This is a genomic window from Proteus mirabilis HI4320, assembly GCF_000069965.1.
Taxonomy (GTDB): domain Bacteria; phylum Pseudomonadota; class Gammaproteobacteria; order Enterobacterales; family Enterobacteriaceae; genus Proteus; species Proteus mirabilis.
This window is the reverse complement of sequence record NC_010554.1, coordinates 2,199,074-2,219,716: the sequence shown is the minus strand read 5'-3', so window position 1 is coordinate 2,219,716 and position 20,643 is coordinate 2,199,074. Positions and strand designations below refer to the sequence as shown.

Genomic DNA, 20,643 nt, shown 5'->3' with positions numbered 1-20,643 from the left:
CTTTTATGAAGTATCGACTATTTTTCAGAAATAGATGCTTTTGTATTGACGGTTTCATTCGTTTTAACGGGGGATTTAAAAGAAATATCTCCACCTACCAGTTGTTTTGCTAAATCCACCACAGAGGATTTCAGACCAAGATCAGCGCCGGCTTCATAATGATGTCCTTCAATATTTTCTAATTTAACGCTACTTCCCCCTAAATCAACTTGGCCTTGTTTACTCGCAATTTCTGCTCCGGTGAGTTTTGTCGAGCCATTCACATTTAATGATAGGTCGTTGTTGCTAGTTAAGGAGGTGGTTTTAGTGACAGCATCATTATCTACATGAGTGACTTTGATATCTGCATTAGCAGTATGACCTTCAGCACCTGTGACGATATTCTTAATACCATTACCAACTTTACCAAAACCTTGATCAATTTTGGCTTTAGTTTCATCACTGATACCTGTTTTATCTGCAATAGTTGAAGAGAGGGAATTGTATTTATCAGAGATAGCATCGGTTGATGATTTAATTCCTGAATCAATCGTATCTTTGATAGTTTTCTCTAATAATGACCCTCCGGCTTTAGCCGTTTTATTCACTTGGCTTGATTTAGGATCATTGGTGTGGTTATAGCCAACATTGACGCCAACAGTGACATGGCGATCACTCTCTTTTTGGCTAGCAATATTGAGTGAACCACCAACATTACCCGTAACGCTATCAGCAGTCACATTAGCACCAGATAGTGTCAGATCTTTATTACTATTAATCGTTAATGTACCTGTTTCTAAGGTTGCATTTTGGTGGCTCGTTTTTTGTTGATCTTCCACATTAACCAGTAATTTACCCCCTATGTTATGAATAGAGGTAGCAGGTTTCTCCTCTGTAACTTCTTTTGGGGTGGTATTGGTTTTTTTGCCATTAAAGCCAATATCTGTTCCCCAATTGTTTTTATAATCAGTAGACTGCGCAGATGTGATCTCGATATCACCGGATTGTGATGTTAGCTGAGTATCTTTACTATTAACTTGTGCTCCTTGAAGATGGACGCTATTGCCATTAATCGTTAAGTTTCCTGAGTTATTAATCGTTCCTCCTTCTCGAGATACGCTTTTCTCATCTTGTTTACCAATAGCAAATTGGGCACTACCTAAACCATTCACAGATGAAGCATCATCGGTCATTTTTTTACCAAAACCTGCTTGTACTCCTCCAGATAAATTATTGCCTTTTTCAGTACGCTCAGAGCTCGCTGATTGTAGGTCGACTTTATTAGTTGCATTTAATGCAATATCTTGTTCGCTACTTAAATGAGTACCTTGTAAAGTCAGGTTATGCCCAGCGTTTAATTCAATACCTTGAGAGCCAGTGATAGCGCCCACTTTTGCGGTAGTCTGCTCTTTGCTGTGATGAGTTGTCCCTGCATTGAAACCTCCACCATAGTCTTTACTCTCTGGCGTGGTGCCCACTTTCAGATTTGCACTACCATTAACATTAGATTGACTTTCGCTATGAGTATCAGTCGCCTGTGCAAGAGTGAGATCACCCCCCGCATTGATAACTGTTTTGCCCTTTTGTGCATCAAATTGAGCACCTTCATAATGGGCATCTTCACCTACATTAATCGAAATATCGCCATTTGAGGTAAATTGGCTACCTTTAGCCTTTGTTTCCATTAAGGCGTTATCAGTTGTTTGGCCTTCACCTTTAATAGCAACGGTAATATCACTGCCCGTTTTAGTACTGACACCAACTTGTCCACCGCCTTTTGTTTCATGGAATGTCGTTTGATGTTTATCTTGCGCGACCTCACTTGTGTGGGTGTTTGCTGTGAGAGAAATACCTTCTTGGGTTGATTGATAGTGAGTACCTTGATCATGTAACTTATTATTACTATCAATGTTGATTTTTCCTGCATTGATAGAGGTTGAAACGGCTTGGCTATCGGTTTGTGATTTCTGACTACCACCACCTTTAATACCAACTTCAACACCGACATTGGGGGTCTCTAAATTGCTAAGGTTAGCTAAATTAGCAATTGCATCTCTTGCTGTAACTTTTTTAGTTAAATCGGTATTGTTACCCGGTTTGGTTGTGTTAACACCATCTTCGATTGCTTTCTTAACTGGCTTCGTTACACCGCTATAATCAAGATTAACGCCAACATCGATACCAACATTTAAGCTGTCAGTTTTAGATGTTTCACTATCATTGACGGCAAGATGCTGAATATTTTCACCAGACTCTTGATAACGCCCCTCAACATGGTGAGAAGCCCCTTCGTGAAGCAAATCTTTGTTCGCGGTAATAGTCAAATCACCTGCAACCTCTGTTTGGCTGCCTCTATTTTTTGTTACCTCTGTTTGTGTATGTTGTTTGTCATATTGAAAATCGGCTTTAGAACCGACTTTATCTACACCTCCTGTGTAGCTAAAACCCCCTGAAATAGTGGTATCTGTGTTGTCCGCTTGTTTTTTATTTTCCGTACTAACAAAGGCAACATTATCACCCGTAATAGAGGCATTCCCTGCGGTAGTCTTTAGATCAGATCCCGCAAAAGTCACATCTTTATTCGCTTGCAGATCAACATTGGCACCACTAATGGTTGAGTTAGCTTGCTCTGTTTCAGTACTAGTATTTTTATTGGTGGTATGAGTGATATGAAAGCCCGCACTATATTGCTTGTCTTCAACTTCTTTGGCGTGCCCAGTAATGGCTAATGATGTTTTTTCATCATCAATCTTAGTGACTTGTTGTGCTGATTTAACGTTGATATCACCTAAAGAATGAATACCTAATTTATCAGCACTTTTGATTAAACTACCAATGATATTAACATCATTGCCACTGACAACGGTCAATTGTGCATCGGAAATGAGTTCACTACCTGTAGATGTTTGTTTATTAGTTTCATTTTTATGTGAACTTTTAGTGATATTAAACGCGGTTCCTGTGCGTTCATCGATTTTACTGATGGTTTCACTCAGCGCATTATCAATGACGACATCACCTTGTGTGGTTTTAACAAAAGCACCTTGGTTGCCTTTTACTTGGCTACCGGTAATGTTGACATTGTTATCTGCAGCAAGGAGCAATTGACCATCAGCGGTTAATTGTGTTGCATGACTAACTTGTTGTTGATTATTATTATTTTTATTCTGACCACCACCAATACCTCCCCACATAACATGATTATCGGTGACTGTTTTATCATTATTGGTTTTTTGGACGTTTAAATTAATGTTATCTTTGGCATTGACCAGCACATTTTCATTCGCATGCAGTTTAGCACCTTGCGCCGTTATTGAGCCTTGAGCATCTAAACCAAGATCTTTACCTGCCGTTAATTCACTGGCTTTTAACGTCTCAGTTTGGTGGCTATTACTCCAACTACCACTTTCTAAGTGAGAAGTATGGTTACGTTTATTGCCATTTTCACTACGACTTTCTTTCTCAATTAATCCATTGATATGGATATCTTTATTGGCATTAATTGCAAGGTTATTCCCCGCATTAATTTTAGCCGCGTCTAAGGTAACATCTCCTTTAGTTGCGGTTAATGTCGCATTATTTTTAGCATCAATTTGGCTACCAATTTGCTGTATTTGTTCTTTCTCTTTAGTCACATCGTATTTCCACGAGTAGAACCAGCGATTATCAATATCGGTCTCTTTTTGCTGTAGCTGTTTACCATCGATAGTTAAATCAGCGCCTTGTAACGTGATATCATCCCCCATTAAATCAGAGGCTTTGATTTGATTATGGCTACTCGCTACTAATGTGATGTTTTTACCTTTTAATTCGGTTTTAGTGAGTGTTTGACTAGAGCCACTATTATTAACCGTGATCCCGCCACGATAGTTTTGGTAATTTTCACTGCCATCTTTATCGTAACTGTCATAACGGACTTGACTATCTGTTTGAATATTATCGGCTTTAACACTTAGGTCGTTATCTGCGGTAAATTTACCTGCTAATTTAACTCCACTACCTTCAGCCGTATTAATAATGCGGATACGACCCGATTGCATACTACCAAAGAAATAGCTATCTAATGCTGAAACGGGTTTTTGTGAAGAGAGAATATCAAAATGTTGTGAGAAGGTGTTTTGTCCAGTAAAGGCTGAAATTTCAGCGGCAGTGATTTTCCCTCTACTATCAATACGAGGAGCAATTAAGTCTAACAACCCTGTTGTATTTAAGCCATTTTTACCAAGTGATAGTAAATTGGTGTTGTTGAGGGTGCTATAGCCTTTTAGCTGACCATTTTCAAAGAGCGGATTACCAACAACTAATGAAGAGCGGCTGGTATTTATAAAACCACAACCATCACATGTGATACCATTTGGGTTAGAAAGCACATATTCAGCAGCGATACCAAAGACCTCTTGCTGACCTAATAAGAATGATGGGTTGCGGCTAACAACTTCATTCAAAATTAAAGAGGCAGCTTGACCATTTAAATTGCTGTTAGCGTTTAAATGACCCGCAAGTTGAGATTGTCCCGCTTCTAATGCGTTATTAAATACAGCCCCAGGCTTGCCAACATTGAAGTCTTGGTATTGGTTATGAGAAATCCCTTCGTTATTTGGCGTGACTATATTAATCACTTGCGTACCGCCATTAACAGCAGAGACATCCGGCCCTTGATGGCCTGCATCGGGCACGATGCCATTACCATAAGCATTAAGAGAGACAAAAATTATTGCTAAAGACGCAGCAAGTCGCCCGGAGGGTGAAAGTTTAAAGTTTTTTGATTTCATAGAGTTATCTCCATTTGTTGCTATGAATGTAGATCAAAATAAGTATGAAAATTTAACCAGTAGTTGAGTAGGATCTTTGGTTTTATTGGAATTTGTTTGGTGATACAGTAACTCGCCTTTTGCAACTTCAAGGTCGAGTTGTGCTTGTTGATATTGAATATTTAAGCCGGAGCTTAGGCCGTAACCACCTTGCCATCCTTTGTAGTTACCATGTTGTTTTACTTGACCGATATCTACCCCTATACGAGGTGTGATAGAAAAGTGGTTAAGTCGATAGGGATAGGAGAGGGTATTGCGTAAATAGCCACCGTTATCACCAGAAAGTGTGCTTTGATCAAAACCACGAATAGCGTTTTTGTCTGTTAAACTTAGCCATTCAACGCCGGGGAGTGTATCGTGGCTGTATTGGCCTAAAAAAGTACTATTGAATAAAAATGTAGAACGCCATAGAGAAAAGCGTTGATACCAATTGGCAAATAGCTTAACTTTTGTAAAGCGATAGTCGTTACCATTACCGTTAGTGATATAGGGTGTTTCCTCTGCGCCAAACCAGCCGACCGCTTTTTCAACACTCAAATTAGTGCTCAATACGCCATTTGGAATAATCTGCAAATGATTAATCCCTAATTCAATCGTGGTTAATTTAGGGCTACTGAGATCTAAACGAATTTGGCTAAAGTAGTTGCGTATACGTTTATGAGTGACTTGAATATTTAAGGTATCAATTTGTTTTTGGCTACGGCTAAAAGCATAATCGCCTCTAATACCTACTTGAGTGGTATCGCCATATAAGCTGACAGTACGTGTTTGTAATTTTTGGTGAAATTGGTACTCCGAATAACTACCAAAAGAGCTAAAAGTAAAACCACCATAAGGAATTGAATAGAGCAAAGTATAAGCGCGATTAAAACGGGTATTCGGGTTATCTGTTGTTATGTTGGCATTTAAGCTTACAAAATCAGATAAACCTAATGGGCTATCTAAACTAGCATTCGTTCGTATTAACCAGCGGCCTGAATTTTTCTGTCCATAATTGTCACTAGCGATATTGAGATGCCAAGGTGATTTTCGTTGATTAGACAACTTAATGACAGAGCCCCCCAATTCGGTACCGGGAAGAATATCCACTGTGACTTTATTTGATTGCAAGCGGTTAGCTTGATCTAAGCCTTGATCGAGTGTAGCGAGTTTTAATGGTTGCCCTTTGATTCGAGGAAATAGTAGTGTGGTGTTAACACCTCGATCACCTCCTTCAATACGTTCAACAAACCCTTCAATAGCATACAGACCTAATTCGCCATGTTGGTTAGGACGTAAAAATTGGATACGTGCAGTAATATAACCATGTTGAAGATAACGCTGAGTGAGTTCTTTCACGAGGCGATTAATATCAGCACTCTTAATACATTGATCTGGTAATGGAGATAATGAATTGAGATCCTTCTCAGTAAGTAAAGTAATACCTTGAATATAAACGCCTTTTATAGGCAAACAGTGTTCTGACTCAGTAATTAAAGTTGGGGTAGGTGAAATATTTACCGCTTTTTCTTGCAGTTGCTGATAGCGATTTTGTTCTATTAATTGATTAATTTCACGTTGGCTATCTTGCAATGCACGCCTTGATTCACTGATTGAGCCTAAATTTCCTGTTTCATTTGCGCTTAATCCACTGGTAGAAAAACAGCTTAATAGTGTTAATAAAACAACTTTTTTTTTCATTTTACCTCGAGATAAAGGTATTAATTCAAATATAATAATAGGGCTTTAATATATATAGATAATAAATAATATTTTATTATTATATTGAAATTAAAAATAATAAATACCAGTTACTCTTTAATTGAATATATTTTTAAAATTGATGGATTTAAGTAAAACTTTTCCTTTTTTTAGTATTAACTATCAATAAACGTAAAATAATCAGTATGATTTTGTTAGAGAGAATAAGCGTTATCTACAAATAAAATCATTTGTTTAATTTTTATTGTTATTGTATTTGTTGTGATTTTTGCTATGTAAATTACCAGTTGGAAAAAATCAATTAACCAAAAAATAGGTTTTTTAGAGAAAAAAGAAGAATACTGAGAGCGGTTTTGAAAATATTTAATTAAGTTAAAAGCGACTTTTCATTTGTTGGCAGTGATTTATTTATTTCATTATATAAAATATTCATTCTGTGAATAATTATTTCATTTTAATAAATAAAATATAAAAGCATTTATACTTTTACTATTTATTTATCTTAATAAATAGTGATGATTGAGTTTAAACGAAAAGAGTCCAACTTTTGCGGGTCGTTCATCAGGGGGGGGAGCAGATGCCGAATAGTGAAGAAAGAAAATCAACCTCATACTATTGGATCTACGGTATAATGGTGAAGTTTGTCAGTGAAACGTATGATCTAATAAGGCTGTTTATGATAGATAAAAAAAAACTACATATTGCTGCAGGTGTGATTTGTGATAAGCAAAATAATGTATTTATTACCCAACGCCCTTTGACATCTCATATGGGAGGATATTGGGAGTTTCCTGGTGGAAAACTAGAAGATAAAGAGACGCCAGAGCAGGCATTATACCGTGAGTTGCAAGAAGAAATAGGTATTAATGTGACACAATGCCAGTTGCTTGAAACGGTAGAGCATGATTTTATTGATAGGCATATTACATTATCATTCTTTTTAGTCACAGAGTGGGAAAATAAACCTTACGGTAAAGAGGGGCAACTTTCCCGCTGGATACCTATTATGTCCTTAAATGCCGAAGATTTTCCGCCAGCTAATCGCTCTATTGTTGCCTTATTGCAAAAATAATCAATACAGCCACTTCATGATTGTTGTGGCTGTATGAGTATGCTGTGGGCGTTTAATTAAACGGCTTAGGATCTTGCTCTGGCATTTCACTCCATTCATCGCTGTCATTGCTTTCGCTTTGACTTGGAATTCGCTTCTCTTCAGCCGCCCATTCGCCTAAATCGATTAACTGGCAACGCTTACAACAAAAAGGACGATAAGGGCTACTTTCATCCCATATTACCTCGGTTCGGCATGTTGGGCATTTCACTATTAATTTTTCGCTCATTATCTCTCCTGAATTTAATTGAGATGATTTCTGTTGTTGATATTAAGCTATATTAACAACATGAAATCTCAAAAGGTAGTTCAGAAGGGATTGTGCCATGCTCACTGTCAAGAGGCAAAAAGCGAATAGCATAACGGTTTTTGTGTCCTGAGACTTGAGGGTAAATTTGCTGGCTGGCAAGTAGTTTGATCCGTAATAATTCACCTTCTTCCGTACTGTCTTGATAAAAACCATTATGGCTTAATACCGGTTTAAATGTATCTGATTGACGAATAAGTGTTAATAGGGCATTTAATGCATTTTGTAGAGGATATAACCCTTCCTGCCAACAAGTTAACTTTTCAGTACGCACCGTTTGAGGAAGATTTAACCACAAATGCAAAGTAGGGACGTCAAAGCTACAACATCCTCCCGGAATACTGAGGCGTTGTTTTACTAAGCTGATGATTTTATCTTGTTTTAAATGTTGTCCAATACGTGGTGCTTTACTTAATGCGCAAGCACTTTCTGATAACTCATTAATAATATGACTGACAATCTCTTTATCGACATTAGGAAAGGATAACCACTGTTGCAGTTTTTTTTGTCTTTTTTCTAACTCTTTAAGTAGCTCTGCGCGGATCTCCCCGCGATCTAAAACTTCAATAAATTCTGAAACGGCACGAAAAAAAGATAATGCAGAAGATAATGAATTAATAGATTGAAAACTATTTAATTGAATTAATGAGTTTTCAATTCTAAGCCATGAACGCATTTTCTCATTAAGCGGGTGTTCAAAAATAATTGTTGAGGTTTCTTCACTCATGGCTATTGTCCTGTATTGCTTTTTTGAGCTAATTCTAAGTAATGCTGATGAAGTTGTTTTATTTGTTCATCTTGATTTAAGCTATTATCGTGATTTTCAATAATATCATCAGCAACGGCTAATCGTTGTTCTCTTTTAGCTTGGGCTTGTAAAATTTTGAGTACATGATCTCGGCTTACACCATCACGTTGCATAGTTCTGGTAATTTGTTCTTCTTCAGTCACATCAACCACAAGAATACGATCGGCTAAATGTGTTAGTTTATTTTCAACTAATAAAGGAACAACCCAAATAAAATAAGGGGCGCGAATTTGTTGAATTTGTTTTTGCGTCTCTTGTTGTATAAGTGGATGGAGTAACTGGTTTACCCACGCTTTTTCTTGTTGATTTTGAAAAATAATATGACGTAATTGCGCTCTATTTAACTTGCCATCAGGCAATAAAATAGTGTCACCGAAGTGTTGCTGTAAGGCTTTTAATCCTGGCGAATCAGGCTCTACCACTAATCGTGCAATGACATCCGCATCCACAAGAGGGACGCCGAGTGAGGCAAAACCATTAGCGATGGTCGTTTTACCACTACCAATACCACCTGTAAGAGCAACTGTATAAGTCATTGCGTTCGTCTATTTTTAATTAATCAAAATTTACTGTTGATTGCGATATTCTAAAGCTTAAACTGATTTTTATCACAAGATAATAACCGCAATATTTGGGTTTTATTCAGTTATTATGATAAGCGATTTTCTGCTACCCTGACAGCCTAGCTTACAGTAAGTGGCTAAATCTTCGCTTAATCGGCTATTAATATATCAAAATGTAATGATGATGCATTGTATCACTGATGTTTTGATTATTAGACGCATTGTTAATGACTTTAGGATATTGCTAGCATCAATGTATGGTATCACCTAGTTGTAACACCGGAAGATACATCGCAATAATAAGCGTGCCAGTAATCAATGCGATCAGTGTCATTAAAATAGGCTCAAGCCATGTTTTTACACTATCAAGACGTTCTTCTAATTGATGATAAAACCAGTGGGTAAGTTGCTGGCAAAAAAACTGTAGTTGTCCAGAATTTTCTGCTGAAGAGATCAATTGATAACAGATTGGCGGGAATAGAGGATTATGTCGCATAAATGAGCTAAGTGATTTGCCTTGAGTAATATGCGCTATCATATCAGTGAGTGCTCGTTGATACAGTGAATGCGTTAATTGCTCTGTAATAATTTTTAACCCCTGTAACAGTGGTAATCCAGCTTGTTGTGTAATCGTCATTATCTGAAAAATAATATGTAGCTGGTGATATCTTAATAAGACCCCCAAGTAAGGAAGATTAAGCCAACATCGTTGTTCAATGTCGCGAAATTTAGCACTATGGTGTTTAATAGTGTAATAGCTATAAGAAATTATTAATATAAACAGCAGGATAATTAAACTATATTGAGAAAACCATTGAGAACATCTAATTAAGGTTAATGTTAGCATCGGTAGCTCAGTATTAAATGCACTGTATAAAGATTGATATTCAGGTAAAACATAGATCAACATAGATATTGTAATAACGATTAATGTTAATAATAAGAATAGAGGATACTGAAAAGCTTTTATTATTTTTTTTATTAAATCCCGCTGGTTTTTTAATTGTGTTGTTTGTAATAAGAGAACTTCATCAAGCTTACCACTCTCTTCACCAATATAAATAAAATGGGTTAAATTAGCAGGAAAATAGAGTGGATAACGACTTAACTGTTTAGACAGCGCGCCTCCTTGATTTAGGTGAAAAATAATATCATTTAAAACACATTGCCAATGTAAATAACGACATTCTTCTTTAAGCAGTGTTAATGCGGGCAAAAGTGCTAAGCCTGAATGAAGTAATAACGCTAACTGTTCAAGAAGTTGAATGCGGTATTGTTTATCACTATTTTGAAAGATTATTACCCTATATAGGCGAATTTTTACTGGTAATTTTTGTTGTTGAATAAGTTGATCAATAACTTCATGTTTAGATTGAGCGACAACGTTGCCACTTAGCCATTTTCCTTGATAAGTTAATGCATTATAGCGATAGATAAAATGTAATTTCATTCAATATCTCCGACTACTTGATAAACTTCATCTAAAGACGTGATCCCCTTTTTTATCAGTTCAATACCTGAGTTAAATAGTGCGTAAGGTGAGGGGAGTGATTGCTTGGCAAGTTCAAAACAATCATAAATAGCTGTTCTGCCTTTGTAGCCGGAATAACAAAATTGACAACCTGTTGCTTGCCAATTGGGTAATATAATTTGTTGATTATTAATAATGAAATTTTTCTGTTCAGGTGATGGGTATTTACAGTTGCTACATAAGCAACGAACTAAACGTTGAGAAATAATTAATTTTACACAAGAGTCGATTAAATCTTTTGCGATGCCTAAATTAGCCAAACGGGCGAGTGTTGCTTGGGTAGAGTTAGTATGCAGTGTTGATAAAACTAGGTGGCCTGTTTGTGCCGCTTTTATTGCTATTTCTGCTGTTTGTTGATCACGTATTTCACCTATCATAATAACATCGGGATCTTGGCGTAATAGCGCCCGTAATATTGTTGCAAAAGTAATACCAGCTTTTTCTGTTATTTGTGTTTGATTAATGCCATGGAGAGGTAACTCAATAGGATCTTCAATACTATTAATATTACGATTATCTTTATTTAAATATTGTAAACAACTATAGAGTGTTAAAGTTTTACCACTCCCTGTGGGGCCGGTGACTAAAATCATTCCCTGAGGTTGAGTAAGATATTTTTTTAATAGTGTTAGGTGAATTGTTTGAAAACCTAACTGTGCTAATTGTGGCTGTTGCAGATTATTCATGAGCCGTAAAACTATTTTTTCTCCATATAAAGTAGGAAGTGTCGCAACACGTATTGAATAATTGTTTTTCTGGTAAGACCAATTAAATTGACCATCTTGTGGTAGGCGTTTTTCGGCAATATTAATATTCGCGAGGATTTTTAAACGTGTCAGGATCTCGTTAGCTAATTGATTGTCAGGGGGAGAAAATAATACTAGATGATTATCAATTCTCGCGCGAATTCTCAGGCTATTTTGTTGTGGCTCTAAATGAAGATCAGAAACACGTTGAGCAAGGCTGTGACGTAACAATTGCTCAATAAACTCTGTTGCTGTATGGATAGTATTATTCATGAAAGCTCTTTTTTACGATAAATGATTTATGGATGGTAAGGGCTAGAAACAGAGCCTATTGGCTTTTCCACCTTGGTTGAGGTTGTCGTTAGATTGGTTTAATGAGATTTAAAAACCTTATGGCATAGCGTTTGTAACGCAGTGTTAGTTGATGTGCAGTTAATTTGCCATTGGGGAAGTGTCTCTTTGCTGTTTGCTGCAGGAGTCATTACGATGGTTAGTCCTTCTAGTTGAGCCTTACCTTTTGCACTAATAACGCCATTGGCAACATGAATATCAGTAAGGTATCGACTACGAAATTGTTGAGGCATAAAACTGGCATCAGCATGGCATTGGTTATATTGATGTTCATAGTGACAAAGTTCCACTGCAGAACGATAAGGCGACAGGGTTTGTAATACATCAGTTAAGGCGGCTTTTTGGATATAACCATGATAAGCAGGGATCGCCACTGAGCTTAAAATTGAGATAATGGCAATCACAATCATCAATTCCATTAGCGTGAATCCATTCTCTGTTGAGTGATAATTTAATGTATTCATTTTTCTCTCCTTGATAAATAACCTATTGAAGTATGAGAAAAAAGCGTTTTATTGGCGAATAGAGAAGCTAAGAATTGAGTAAAATATCGAAAAGAAAAAGGCGTGATACAAAATTAACCACTATTATTGAGAGCAAGTTCGCATTAATTGGCGGATATTATTAATAAAAATAGCTAATATGATTTTAAATGTAGAAAAAAGAGGGGTGTTGTGGAGATTAAGCAAGGCTGGCTAACGGGAGTAAAGCACGTTCCATCGCCAAATTATGACAATAGACCTGAAGGTGAAATCCCTTCATTGTTGATTATCCACAATATCAGTCTTCCTCCTGGGCAATTTGGTGGACCTTATATTGATCAACTGTTTACCAATACGCTTGCTGTTGATGATCATCCTTTTTTTAATGAGATTGCACATCTGCGTGTTTCTGCGCACTGTTTAATTCGCCGTGATGGTGAAATTGTGCAATATGTGCCTTTTACGGCACGAGCGTGGCATGCTGGGGTTTCCTTCTATAAAGGGCGAGAGAAATGCAATGATTTCTCGATTGGTATTGAGCTAGAAGGAACCGATGAGTGTGACTTTACGCCGCAGCAATATCAGCAATTATCGACACTCACTCAGCAACTTATTGAACACTATCCGGGCATTAAAGAAAATATTACCGGACATAGTGATGTCGCACCTGGTCGGAAAACAGATCCGGGACCTCATTTTAATTGGTCATATTACCGAGCACTATTAGCAAAATAACACAACAAAATGCATTAATAATTGATATTTTTGCATTGACAATCAATATATGAATGCTGTCACGCTTCAGTGTGACTGTTTATGTGTTTAATCAATGTTAAAAAATAGTGTTTTTAATCTTTTCTAATAATGCGATCTAGTTATCAAATTTGATGAATTTATCAAATAATTTGTTAAAATTTGCAGGTTTTTATGATTTCGCTCAACAACTGTATGGACAGTTAGTAAATACTTTGTTACTTTATTATCCATTACATTAAATTGGTATTACCAATTGACATTTCAATAACCAAGGTAATAGTTATCCAATAATGGCTTCTAGCAATATGGCTTACACAAAGATCCGCCAACCAAAGCTTTCTGATGTGATAGAACAACAACTTGAGCATCTTATTTTAGAAGGCACCCTACGTCCGGGGGAAAAACTCCTGCCTGAACGTGAGCTGGCAAAGCAATTTGATGTATCGCGTCCTTCATTGCGTGAAGCAATCCAAAAATTGGAAGCAAAAGGTTTTTTATTACGCCGCCAAGGTGGTGGAACCTTTGTGCAAGATAACCTTTGGCAAAGCTTTAGCGATCCTCTCGCTCAACTCCTCAGTGGGCATCCAGAATCTCAATTTGATCTGTTAGAAACACGCCATGCCCTTGAAGGTATTGCGGCTTATTATGCTGCATTACGCGGTACTGATGATGATCTTGAGCGTATTAAAGCCAGTCATGCTCGCATTATTGATGCTCATGATAAAGGGGATATCGCAGCGGAGTCGGATGCGGTATTGCAATACCAATTAATCGTTACGGAAGCTGCTCATAATGTCGTTTTGCTACACTTATTAAGGTGTATGGTGCCAATGCTTGAGCAGAATATCCGACAAAATTTTGAGTTTCTTTATACACGTAAAGAGATGTTAACTGCTGTAAGTGAGCATCGCACACAGATTTATCAGGCGATTATTAATAGAGAGCCAGAAGCAGCCCGTGAAGCTTCACACCGCCATCTGGCCTTTATTGAAGATGTTTTGTTGGATATGAGTCGTGAACATACTCGTCGTGAGCGTTCTTTACGCCGGCTCCAACAACATCCTGATTTATTTTAGTAGCACAGATCCTGACCGCTGAGTCTGTACTACCTATCTCCCTGCAATATTCAGGGGTAGCGGTAATAACAGCAGGGCCTATCTTCCCGTCATATCCCCGTGGTATCACGGGAAGATAGGCTCCTATAACCATTAGAAACAGATAACAGATAAGGAATACACCATGTCAGATATGCTGAAAAATGACGTGGATCCGATCGAAACTCGCGATTGGTTACAAGCGATCGACTCGGTCATCCGTGAAGAAGGTGTTGAGCGTGCACAGTTCCTGATTGATCAGGTATTAAAACAAGCCCGTAATGGCGGTCTTGATATTGCTTTAGGTGGCTCTGTACACAGTGATTATATCAATACTATTCCTGTTGAAGATGAACCCGCTTACCCTGGCAATCTGGAATTGGAACGTCGTATCCGTTCTGCTATTCGCTGGAACGCAGTAATGATGGTTCTGCGCGCGTCCAAAAAAGATTTGGAACTCGGCGGGCACATGGCGTCATACCAGTCTTCTGCAACTTTATATGAAGTTTGCTTTAACCACTTCTTCCGTGCTCATAATGACAATGATGGCGGTGACTTAGTTTACTTCCAAGGTCATATCTCTCCGGGGATCTACGCACGTGCATTCTTAGAAGGGCGTCTGACTGAAGAGCAATTAAATAACTTCCGTCAAGAAATTGGTGGTAAAGGTTTATCCTCTTATCCACACCCTAAATTAATGCCTGAATTCTGGCAGTTCCCAACCGTTTCAATGGGCTTGGGGCCACTATCTGCGATTTATCAAGCAAAATTCTTGAAATATTTAGATCACCGTGGCTTAAAAGATACCACTAAGCAACGTGTTTATGCGTTCTTAGGTGATGGTGAAATGGACGAGCCAGAATCTAAAGGTGCTATCACTATCGCTGTACGCGAAAAATTAGATAACTTGTGCTTCGTGGTTAACTGTAACTTACAGCGTCTTGATGGCCCAGTTACAGGTAACGGCAAAATTGTTAACGAATTAGAAGGTATCTTCGCCGGTGCTGGCTGGAATGTGATCAAAGTGATGTGGGGCGACCGTTGGGATGCACTACTACGTAAAGACACTTCCGGTAAACTGATCCAGTTAATGAATGAAACACTGGATGGTGACTACCAGACTTTCAAATCTCGCGACGGTGCTTATGTTCGTGAGCATTTCTTCAATCGTTACCCAGAAACTGCCGCATTAGTTAAAGATATGACTGATGACGAAATTTGGGCGTTAAACCGTGGTGGTCACGATCCGAAGAAAGTTTTTGCGGCATTCCAAAAAGCCAAAGAAACCAAAGATAAACCAACCGTTATTTTAGCTCAGACCATCAAAGGTTATGGTATGGGTGAAACGGCAGAAGGTAAAAACATCGCTCACCAAGTGAAAAAAATGAACATGGACGGTGTGAAACATTTCCGTGATCGTTTCAATATCCCTGTTAGCGATGAGAAAGTAGCAGAACTGCCTTATATCACTTTTGATAAAGATTCAGAAGAGTACAAATATCTGCATGCTCGCCGTCAGGAACTAGAAGGTTACTTACCTGCTCGTCGTACTCGTTTTGATGAAAAATTAGAAATTCCTACACTGGAAGATTTCAGCCAGTTATTAGAAGAACAATCTAAAGAGATTTCTACTACTATCGCATTCGTTCGTGCGTTGAACGTAATGTTGAAAAACAAATCTATTAAAGATCGTTTAGTCCCTATTATTGCTGATGAAGCACGTACTTTCGGTATGGAAGGTCTGTTCCGTCAAATCGGTATCTACAGCCCGAATGGCCAGCAATATACGCCTCAAGATCGTGAGCAAGTTGCTTACTATAAAGAAGACGTTAAAGGTCAGATCCTGCAAGAAGGTATTAACGAACTGGGTGCGGGTGCATCTTGGTTAGCGGCTGCAACATCTTACAGCACTAACAACTTGCCAATGATCCCATTCTATATCTACTACTCAATGTTTGGTTTCCAACGTATTGGTGACCTATGTTGGGCTGCGGGTGACCAACAAGCACGCGGTTTCTTAATTGGTGGTACTTCAGGTCGTACAACGCTAAACGGTGAAGGTTTACAACACGAAGATGGTCATAGCCATATTCAATCACTGACTATTCCTAACTGTATCTCTTACGATCCGGCCTTCGCGTATGAAGTTGCTGTCATTATGCAAGATGGTTTAGAGCGTATGTATGGTGATAAACAAGAAAACGTTTATTACTACATCACAACGTTAAACGAAAACTATCATATGCCAGCAATGCCAGCTGGAGCAGAAGAGGGTATCCGTAAAGGTATCTATAAACTGGAATCTCTGGAAGGCGCGAAAGGTAAAGTTCAGTTACTGGGTTCTGGCTCTATTTTACGTCACGTACGTGAAGCAGCACAAATTCTGTCAACTGAATATGGTATTGGTTCCGATGTGTACAGTGTAACATCATTCACTGAATTGGCTCGTGATGGTCAAGATTGTGAACGTTGGAACATGCTACATCCATCAGAAGAGCCTCGTGTACCATACATTGCTCAAATCATGAATGATGCACCCGCTGTTGCTTCAACAGACTATATGAAACTGTTTGCAGAACAAGTTCGCACTTATGTGCCAGCTGACGACTATCGTGTCTTAGGTACAGATGGTTTCGGTCGTTCAGATAGCCGTGAAAATCTGCGTCACCACTTTGAAGTTGATACTTCTTATGTGATTGTTGCTGCATTAGGCGAATTAGCTAAACGTGGTGAGATTGATGTGAAGGTTGTTGAAGAAGCAATCAAAAAATACAACATCAACCCTGAAAAAGTAAACCCACGTCTGGCGTAAGAGGTAAAGTGAATGTCTATTGAAATTAAAGTCCCTGATATCGGTGCAGATGAAGTTGAAGTCACCGAAGTGATGGTGAAAGTCGGTGATCGTATTGAGGAAGAACAATCCTTGATCACCGTAGAAGGCGATAAAGCGTCTATGGAAGTGCCATCACCACAAGCGGGTATTGTTAAAGAGATCAAAATTGCCGTGGGCGACAAAGTCGAAACTGGCTCTCTTATCATGATCTTTGATACTGAAGAGGGTGCTCAGGCACCCGCTCAAGAAGCCGCTCCTGCGCCTTCTGCTGCCGCACCTGCTGCGAGCGAACTGAAAGAAGTTCATGTACCAGATATCGGTGGTGATGAAGTTGAAGTCACCGAGGTGATGGTCAATGTAGGTGATACCATTTCAGAAGAGCAATCTCTGATCACGGTTGAAGGTGACAAGGCTTCAATGGAAGTCCCAGCACCTTTTGCTGGCGTAGTAAAAGAGATCAAAATTGCTGTCGGTGATAAAGTGAGCACAGGCTCTCTTATCATGGTATTTGAAGTAGCAGGTAGCGCGCCAGCACCTTCTGCATCAGCTCCGGCTCCTGCAGCATCAGCACCAGCAGCCTCTGCAATTAAAGATGTTAATGTACCAGATATCGGTGGTGATGAAGTTGAAGTCACCGAAGTGATGGTGAAAGTGGGTGATACCATTGCTGAAGAGCAATCTCTGATCACGGTTGAAGGTGATAAAGCTTCTATGGAAGTTCCAGCACCTTTTGCCGGTGTAGTAAAAGAGATCAAAATTGCTGTCGGTGATAAAGTGAAAACAGGCTCACTGATCATGACCTTTGAAGTTGCCGGTGCCGCACCAGCAGCACAAGCGCCAGTAGCGCCTGCAGCATCTACATCAGCAGCACCTTCTGCTCCAGCAAAAGCGCCTGCTTCTGCACCAGCAGCAAAAGAAGAATTTGTTGAAAACGAAGCTTATGTCCATGCAACACCTGTTATCCGCCGTTTAGCACGTGAATTCGGTGTGAACTTAGCGAAAGTTAAAGGAACCGGTCGTAAAGGACGTATCTTACGTGAAGACGTTCAGTCTTATGTGAAAGAGTTAATTAAACGTGCTGAATCTGCACCTGCTAATGCTGGTGGTGGATTACCAGGTATGTTGCCTTGGCCGAAAGTTGACTTCAGTAAATTTGGTGAAATTGAAGAAGTTGAACTAAGCCGTATCCAGAAAATCTCTGGCGCTAACTTAAGCCGTAACTGGGTAATGATCCCTCATGTTAATCTGTTTGATGAAGCAGATATCACTGAGGTTGAAGAATTCCGTAAACAGCAAAATAAAGAAGCTGAGAAGAAAAAACTGGATGTTAAGATCACGCCATTAGTCTTTGTGATGAAAGCAGCGGCTAAAGCACTGGCTGATATGCCTCGCTTTAACAGCTCAATTTCAGAAGATGGACAGAAACTGATCCTGAAAAAATACATCAATATCGGTATCGCCGTAGATACACCTAACGGTTTAGTTGTACCTGTGTTTAAAGATGTAAACAAAAAAGGCATCTTAGAACTCTCTTATGAATTAGCAGAAGTTTCTAAGAAAGCTCGTGCAGGTAAACTGACTGCATCTGATATGCAAGGCGGATGCTTCACTATTTCTAGCCTTGGTGGTATCGGTACTACCGGTTTTGCACCAATCGTTAATGCGCCAGAAGTTGCGATTATGGGACTGTCTCGTTCTTCGATGAAACCAGTCTGGAACGGTAAAGAGTTCGTACCACGCTTAATGTTACCAATGTCATTATCTTTCGATCACCGTGTGATTGATGGTGCTGACGGTGCTCGATTTATCACTCTGATTAATCAGTACATGAGCGATTTACGTCGTTTGGTAATGTAATCATCTAAACCGGTGCTAAGCGCCGGTTTCTCTGATTGCCGTGACAGATTTTGCAGTCATACATTCTAGGTTGTGAGATCTGTCATGTTAGAGCGCTTTTCAGTTTATTAACATTTCTGTAAACTGCATGCGGTATGTAAGTCTCGGTGTTAAATATGGATTATCGTCTGACTCGCCGGACAAATAAATAATGAGGTCACGATGAGTACTGAAATTAAAGCACAGGTAGTGGTTCTCGGTGCAGGCCCTGCGGGTTATTCCGCGGCGTTCCGTTGCGCTGACTTAGGTTTAGATACAGTTTTAGTTGAACGTCACTCTACATTAGGTGGTGTTTGTCTGAACGTGGGGTGTATCCCTTCTAAAGCGTTACTCCACGTTGCTAAAGTAATCGAAGAAGCGAAAGCATTATCTGAACACGGTGTCGTTTTTGATGCACCGAAAACAGATATCGACAAAATTCGCATCTGGAAAGACAAAGTTATTTCTCAGTTAACCGGTGGCTTAGCTGGCATGGCTAAAGGCCGTAAAGTAAATGTTGTTAACGGCGAAGCTCGATTCACAGGCTCACATACATTGTCTGTTGAAGGTAGTGAAGGTACAACAACAATCACTTTCGAAAATGCTATCGTTGCCGCAGGCTCTCGTCCAATCGAATTACCTTTTATTCCACATGAAGATCCACGTGTGTGGGATTCAACAGATGCACTACAACTGAAAACAGTACCAGAGCGTTTACTGGTCATGGGTGGTGGGATCATCGGTTTGGAAATGGGTACCGTTTATCATGCGTTGGGTTCACAAATTGACGTGGTTGAAATGTTCGACCAAGTTATCCCAGCGGCAGATAAAGACGTAGTTAAAGTCTTTACTAAACGTATCAGCAAAAAATTCAATCTGATGCTAGAAACCAAAGTGACCGCCGTTGAAGCAAAAGAAGATGGTATCTATGTCACAATGGAAGGCAAAAAAGCACCTGCTGAGCCTCAACGTTATGATGCTGTATTAGTTGCTATCGGTCGTGTACCAAATGGTAAATTATTAGACGCAGGTAAAGCTGGTATTGAAGTTGATGATCGTGGCTTTATCCATGTTGATAAACAAATGCGTACTAATGTACCTCACATCTTTGCGATTGGTGATATTGTTGGTCAACCAATGCTGGCACACAAAGGTGTTCATGAAGGTCACGTTGCTGCTGAAGTTATCTCTGGTAAGAAACATTACTTTGATCCTAAAGTTATTCCATCAATCGCTTATACTGAGCCAGAAGTTGCATGGGTTGGTATGACTGAAAAAGAAGCGAAAGAGAAAGGTGTTAGCTATGAAGTAGCAACTTTCCCTTGGGCAGCATCTGGTCGTGCAATTGCATCAGACTGTGCAGATGGTATGACTAAACTGATTTTTGACAAAGAAACCAACCGTGTTATCGGTGGGGCAATTGTCGGCTCTAACGGTGGTGAACTGTTAGGTGAAATTGGTTTAGCTATTGAAATGGGTTGTGATGCTGAAGATATCGCATTAACCATCCACGCTCACCCAACGCTATACGAATCAATCGGTATGGCTGCGGAAGTATTTGAAGGTAGCATCACTGACCTGCCAAATCCAAAAGCGAAAAAGAAAAAATAAGTTGATTTTATAATCAAGACAAAGTGTAAATGTTAAGAGCCAAGTTCATTATGAGCTTGGCTCTTTTTTCATTATGATGGATTA

General features: G+C 39.0%; 14 protein-coding genes. 6 read left to right on the top strand and 8 right to left on the bottom strand.

Annotated features, from left to right (window positions below):
• Nucleotides 1-17: 17 nt before the first annotated feature.
• Together hpmA and hpmB are read right to left on the bottom strand one after the other, a co-directional pair.
• Nucleotides 18-4,751, bottom strand: coding sequence for a calcium-independent hemolysin HpmA (gene hpmA, locus PMI_RS10140; RefSeq protein WP_012368232.1), 4,734 nt, complete (start codon nucleotides 4,749-4,751; stop codon nucleotides 18-20).
• Between the two features lie 33 nt (nucleotides 4,752-4,784).
• Entirely contained in the window at nucleotides 4,785-6,470 is a 1,686-nt protein-coding gene (gene hpmB, locus PMI_RS10135) for a hemolysin secretion/activation protein HpmB (RefSeq protein WP_012368231.1), read from the bottom strand.
• Nucleotides 6,471-7,167: 697 nt separating this feature from the next.
• Between hpmB and mutT the strand changes: the two genes are divergently transcribed.
• Nucleotides 7,168-7,563, top strand: coding sequence for an 8-oxo-dGTP diphosphatase MutT (mutT, locus tag PMI_RS10130; protein ID WP_012368230.1), 396 nt, complete (start codon nucleotides 7,168-7,170; stop codon nucleotides 7,561-7,563).
• A 52-nt stretch (nucleotides 7,564-7,615) separates the two neighbouring features.
• Here the strand turns inward: mutT and yacG are convergent, their stop codons facing one another.
• From yacG to ppdD, 6 genes are all read right to left on the bottom strand, one after another.
• The gene (yacG, locus tag PMI_RS10125; protein ID WP_004244091.1) at nucleotides 7,616-7,831 is read right to left on the bottom strand and encodes a DNA gyrase inhibitor YacG; all 216 of its coding nucleotides are present in this window, start codon (nucleotides 7,829-7,831) and stop codon (nucleotides 7,616-7,618) included.
• A 52-nt stretch (nucleotides 7,832-7,883) separates the two neighbouring features.
• Nucleotides 7,884-8,636, bottom strand: a complete 753-nt coding sequence (zapD, locus tag PMI_RS10120) for a cell division protein ZapD (protein ID WP_004244089.1) — start codon at nucleotides 8,634-8,636, stop codon at nucleotides 7,884-7,886.
• A gap of 2 nt (nucleotides 8,637-8,638) precedes the next feature.
• On the bottom strand, nucleotides 8,639-9,253 hold the full coding sequence (coaE, locus tag PMI_RS10115) for a dephospho-CoA kinase (protein ID WP_004244087.1): 615 nt from the start codon (nucleotides 9,251-9,253) through the stop codon (nucleotides 8,639-8,641).
• Between the two features lie 277 nt (nucleotides 9,254-9,530).
• On the bottom strand, nucleotides 9,531-10,730 hold the full coding sequence (locus PMI_RS10110; RefSeq protein WP_012368229.1) for a type II secretion system F family protein: 1,200 nt from the start codon (nucleotides 10,728-10,730) through the stop codon (nucleotides 9,531-9,533).
• Complete coding sequence (locus PMI_RS10105; RefSeq protein WP_004250359.1) at nucleotides 10,727-11,830, bottom strand: ATPase, T2SS/T4P/T4SS family; 1,104 nt, start codon at nucleotides 11,828-11,830, stop codon at nucleotides 10,727-10,729. Before PMI_RS10105 ends, PMI_RS10110 begins: the two co-directional genes overlap by 4 nt.
• Nucleotides 11,831-11,928: 98 nt before the next feature.
• Nucleotides 11,929-12,372: a prepilin peptidase-dependent pilin gene (ppdD, locus tag PMI_RS10100; protein WP_012368228.1), complete on the bottom strand. Its 444-nt coding sequence runs from the start codon at nucleotides 12,370-12,372 to the stop codon at nucleotides 11,929-11,931.
• Between the two features lie 210 nt (nucleotides 12,373-12,582).
• Here ppdD and ampD point away from each other — a divergent pair, with 210 nt between their 5' ends.
• The 5 genes from ampD to lpdA all read left to right on the top strand — a co-directional run bounded on the left by ampD (nucleotide 12,583) and on the right by lpdA (nucleotide 20,559).
• Entirely contained in the window at nucleotides 12,583-13,125 is a 543-nt protein-coding gene (gene ampD / locus PMI_RS10095) for a 1,6-anhydro-N-acetylmuramyl-L-alanine amidase AmpD (RefSeq protein ID WP_004250361.1), read from the top strand.
• A 326-nt stretch (nucleotides 13,126-13,451) separates the two neighbouring features.
• The gene (gene pdhR / locus PMI_RS10090; protein WP_012368227.1) at nucleotides 13,452-14,222 is read left to right on the top strand and encodes a pyruvate dehydrogenase complex transcriptional repressor PdhR; all 771 of its coding nucleotides are present in this window, start codon (nucleotides 13,452-13,454) and stop codon (nucleotides 14,220-14,222) included.
• Between the two features lie 163 nt (nucleotides 14,223-14,385).
• Entirely contained in the window at nucleotides 14,386-17,052 is a 2,667-nt protein-coding gene (aceE, locus tag PMI_RS10085) for a pyruvate dehydrogenase (acetyl-transferring), homodimeric type (RefSeq protein WP_004244080.1), read from the top strand.
• Between the two features lie 12 nt (nucleotides 17,053-17,064).
• Entirely contained in the window at nucleotides 17,065-18,930 is a 1,866-nt protein-coding gene (gene aceF / locus PMI_RS10080) for a pyruvate dehydrogenase complex dihydrolipoyllysine-residue acetyltransferase (protein ID WP_012368226.1), read from the top strand.
• A gap of 201 nt (nucleotides 18,931-19,131) precedes the next feature.
• Nucleotides 19,132-20,559 carry a dihydrolipoyl dehydrogenase gene (lpdA, locus tag PMI_RS10075; protein ID WP_004244077.1) on the top strand — a complete coding sequence of 476 codons (1,428 nt, stop codon included), beginning with the start codon at nucleotides 19,132-19,134 and terminating at the stop codon, nucleotides 20,557-20,559.
• The last annotated feature ends 84 nt before the right edge of the window (nucleotides 20,560-20,643 follow it).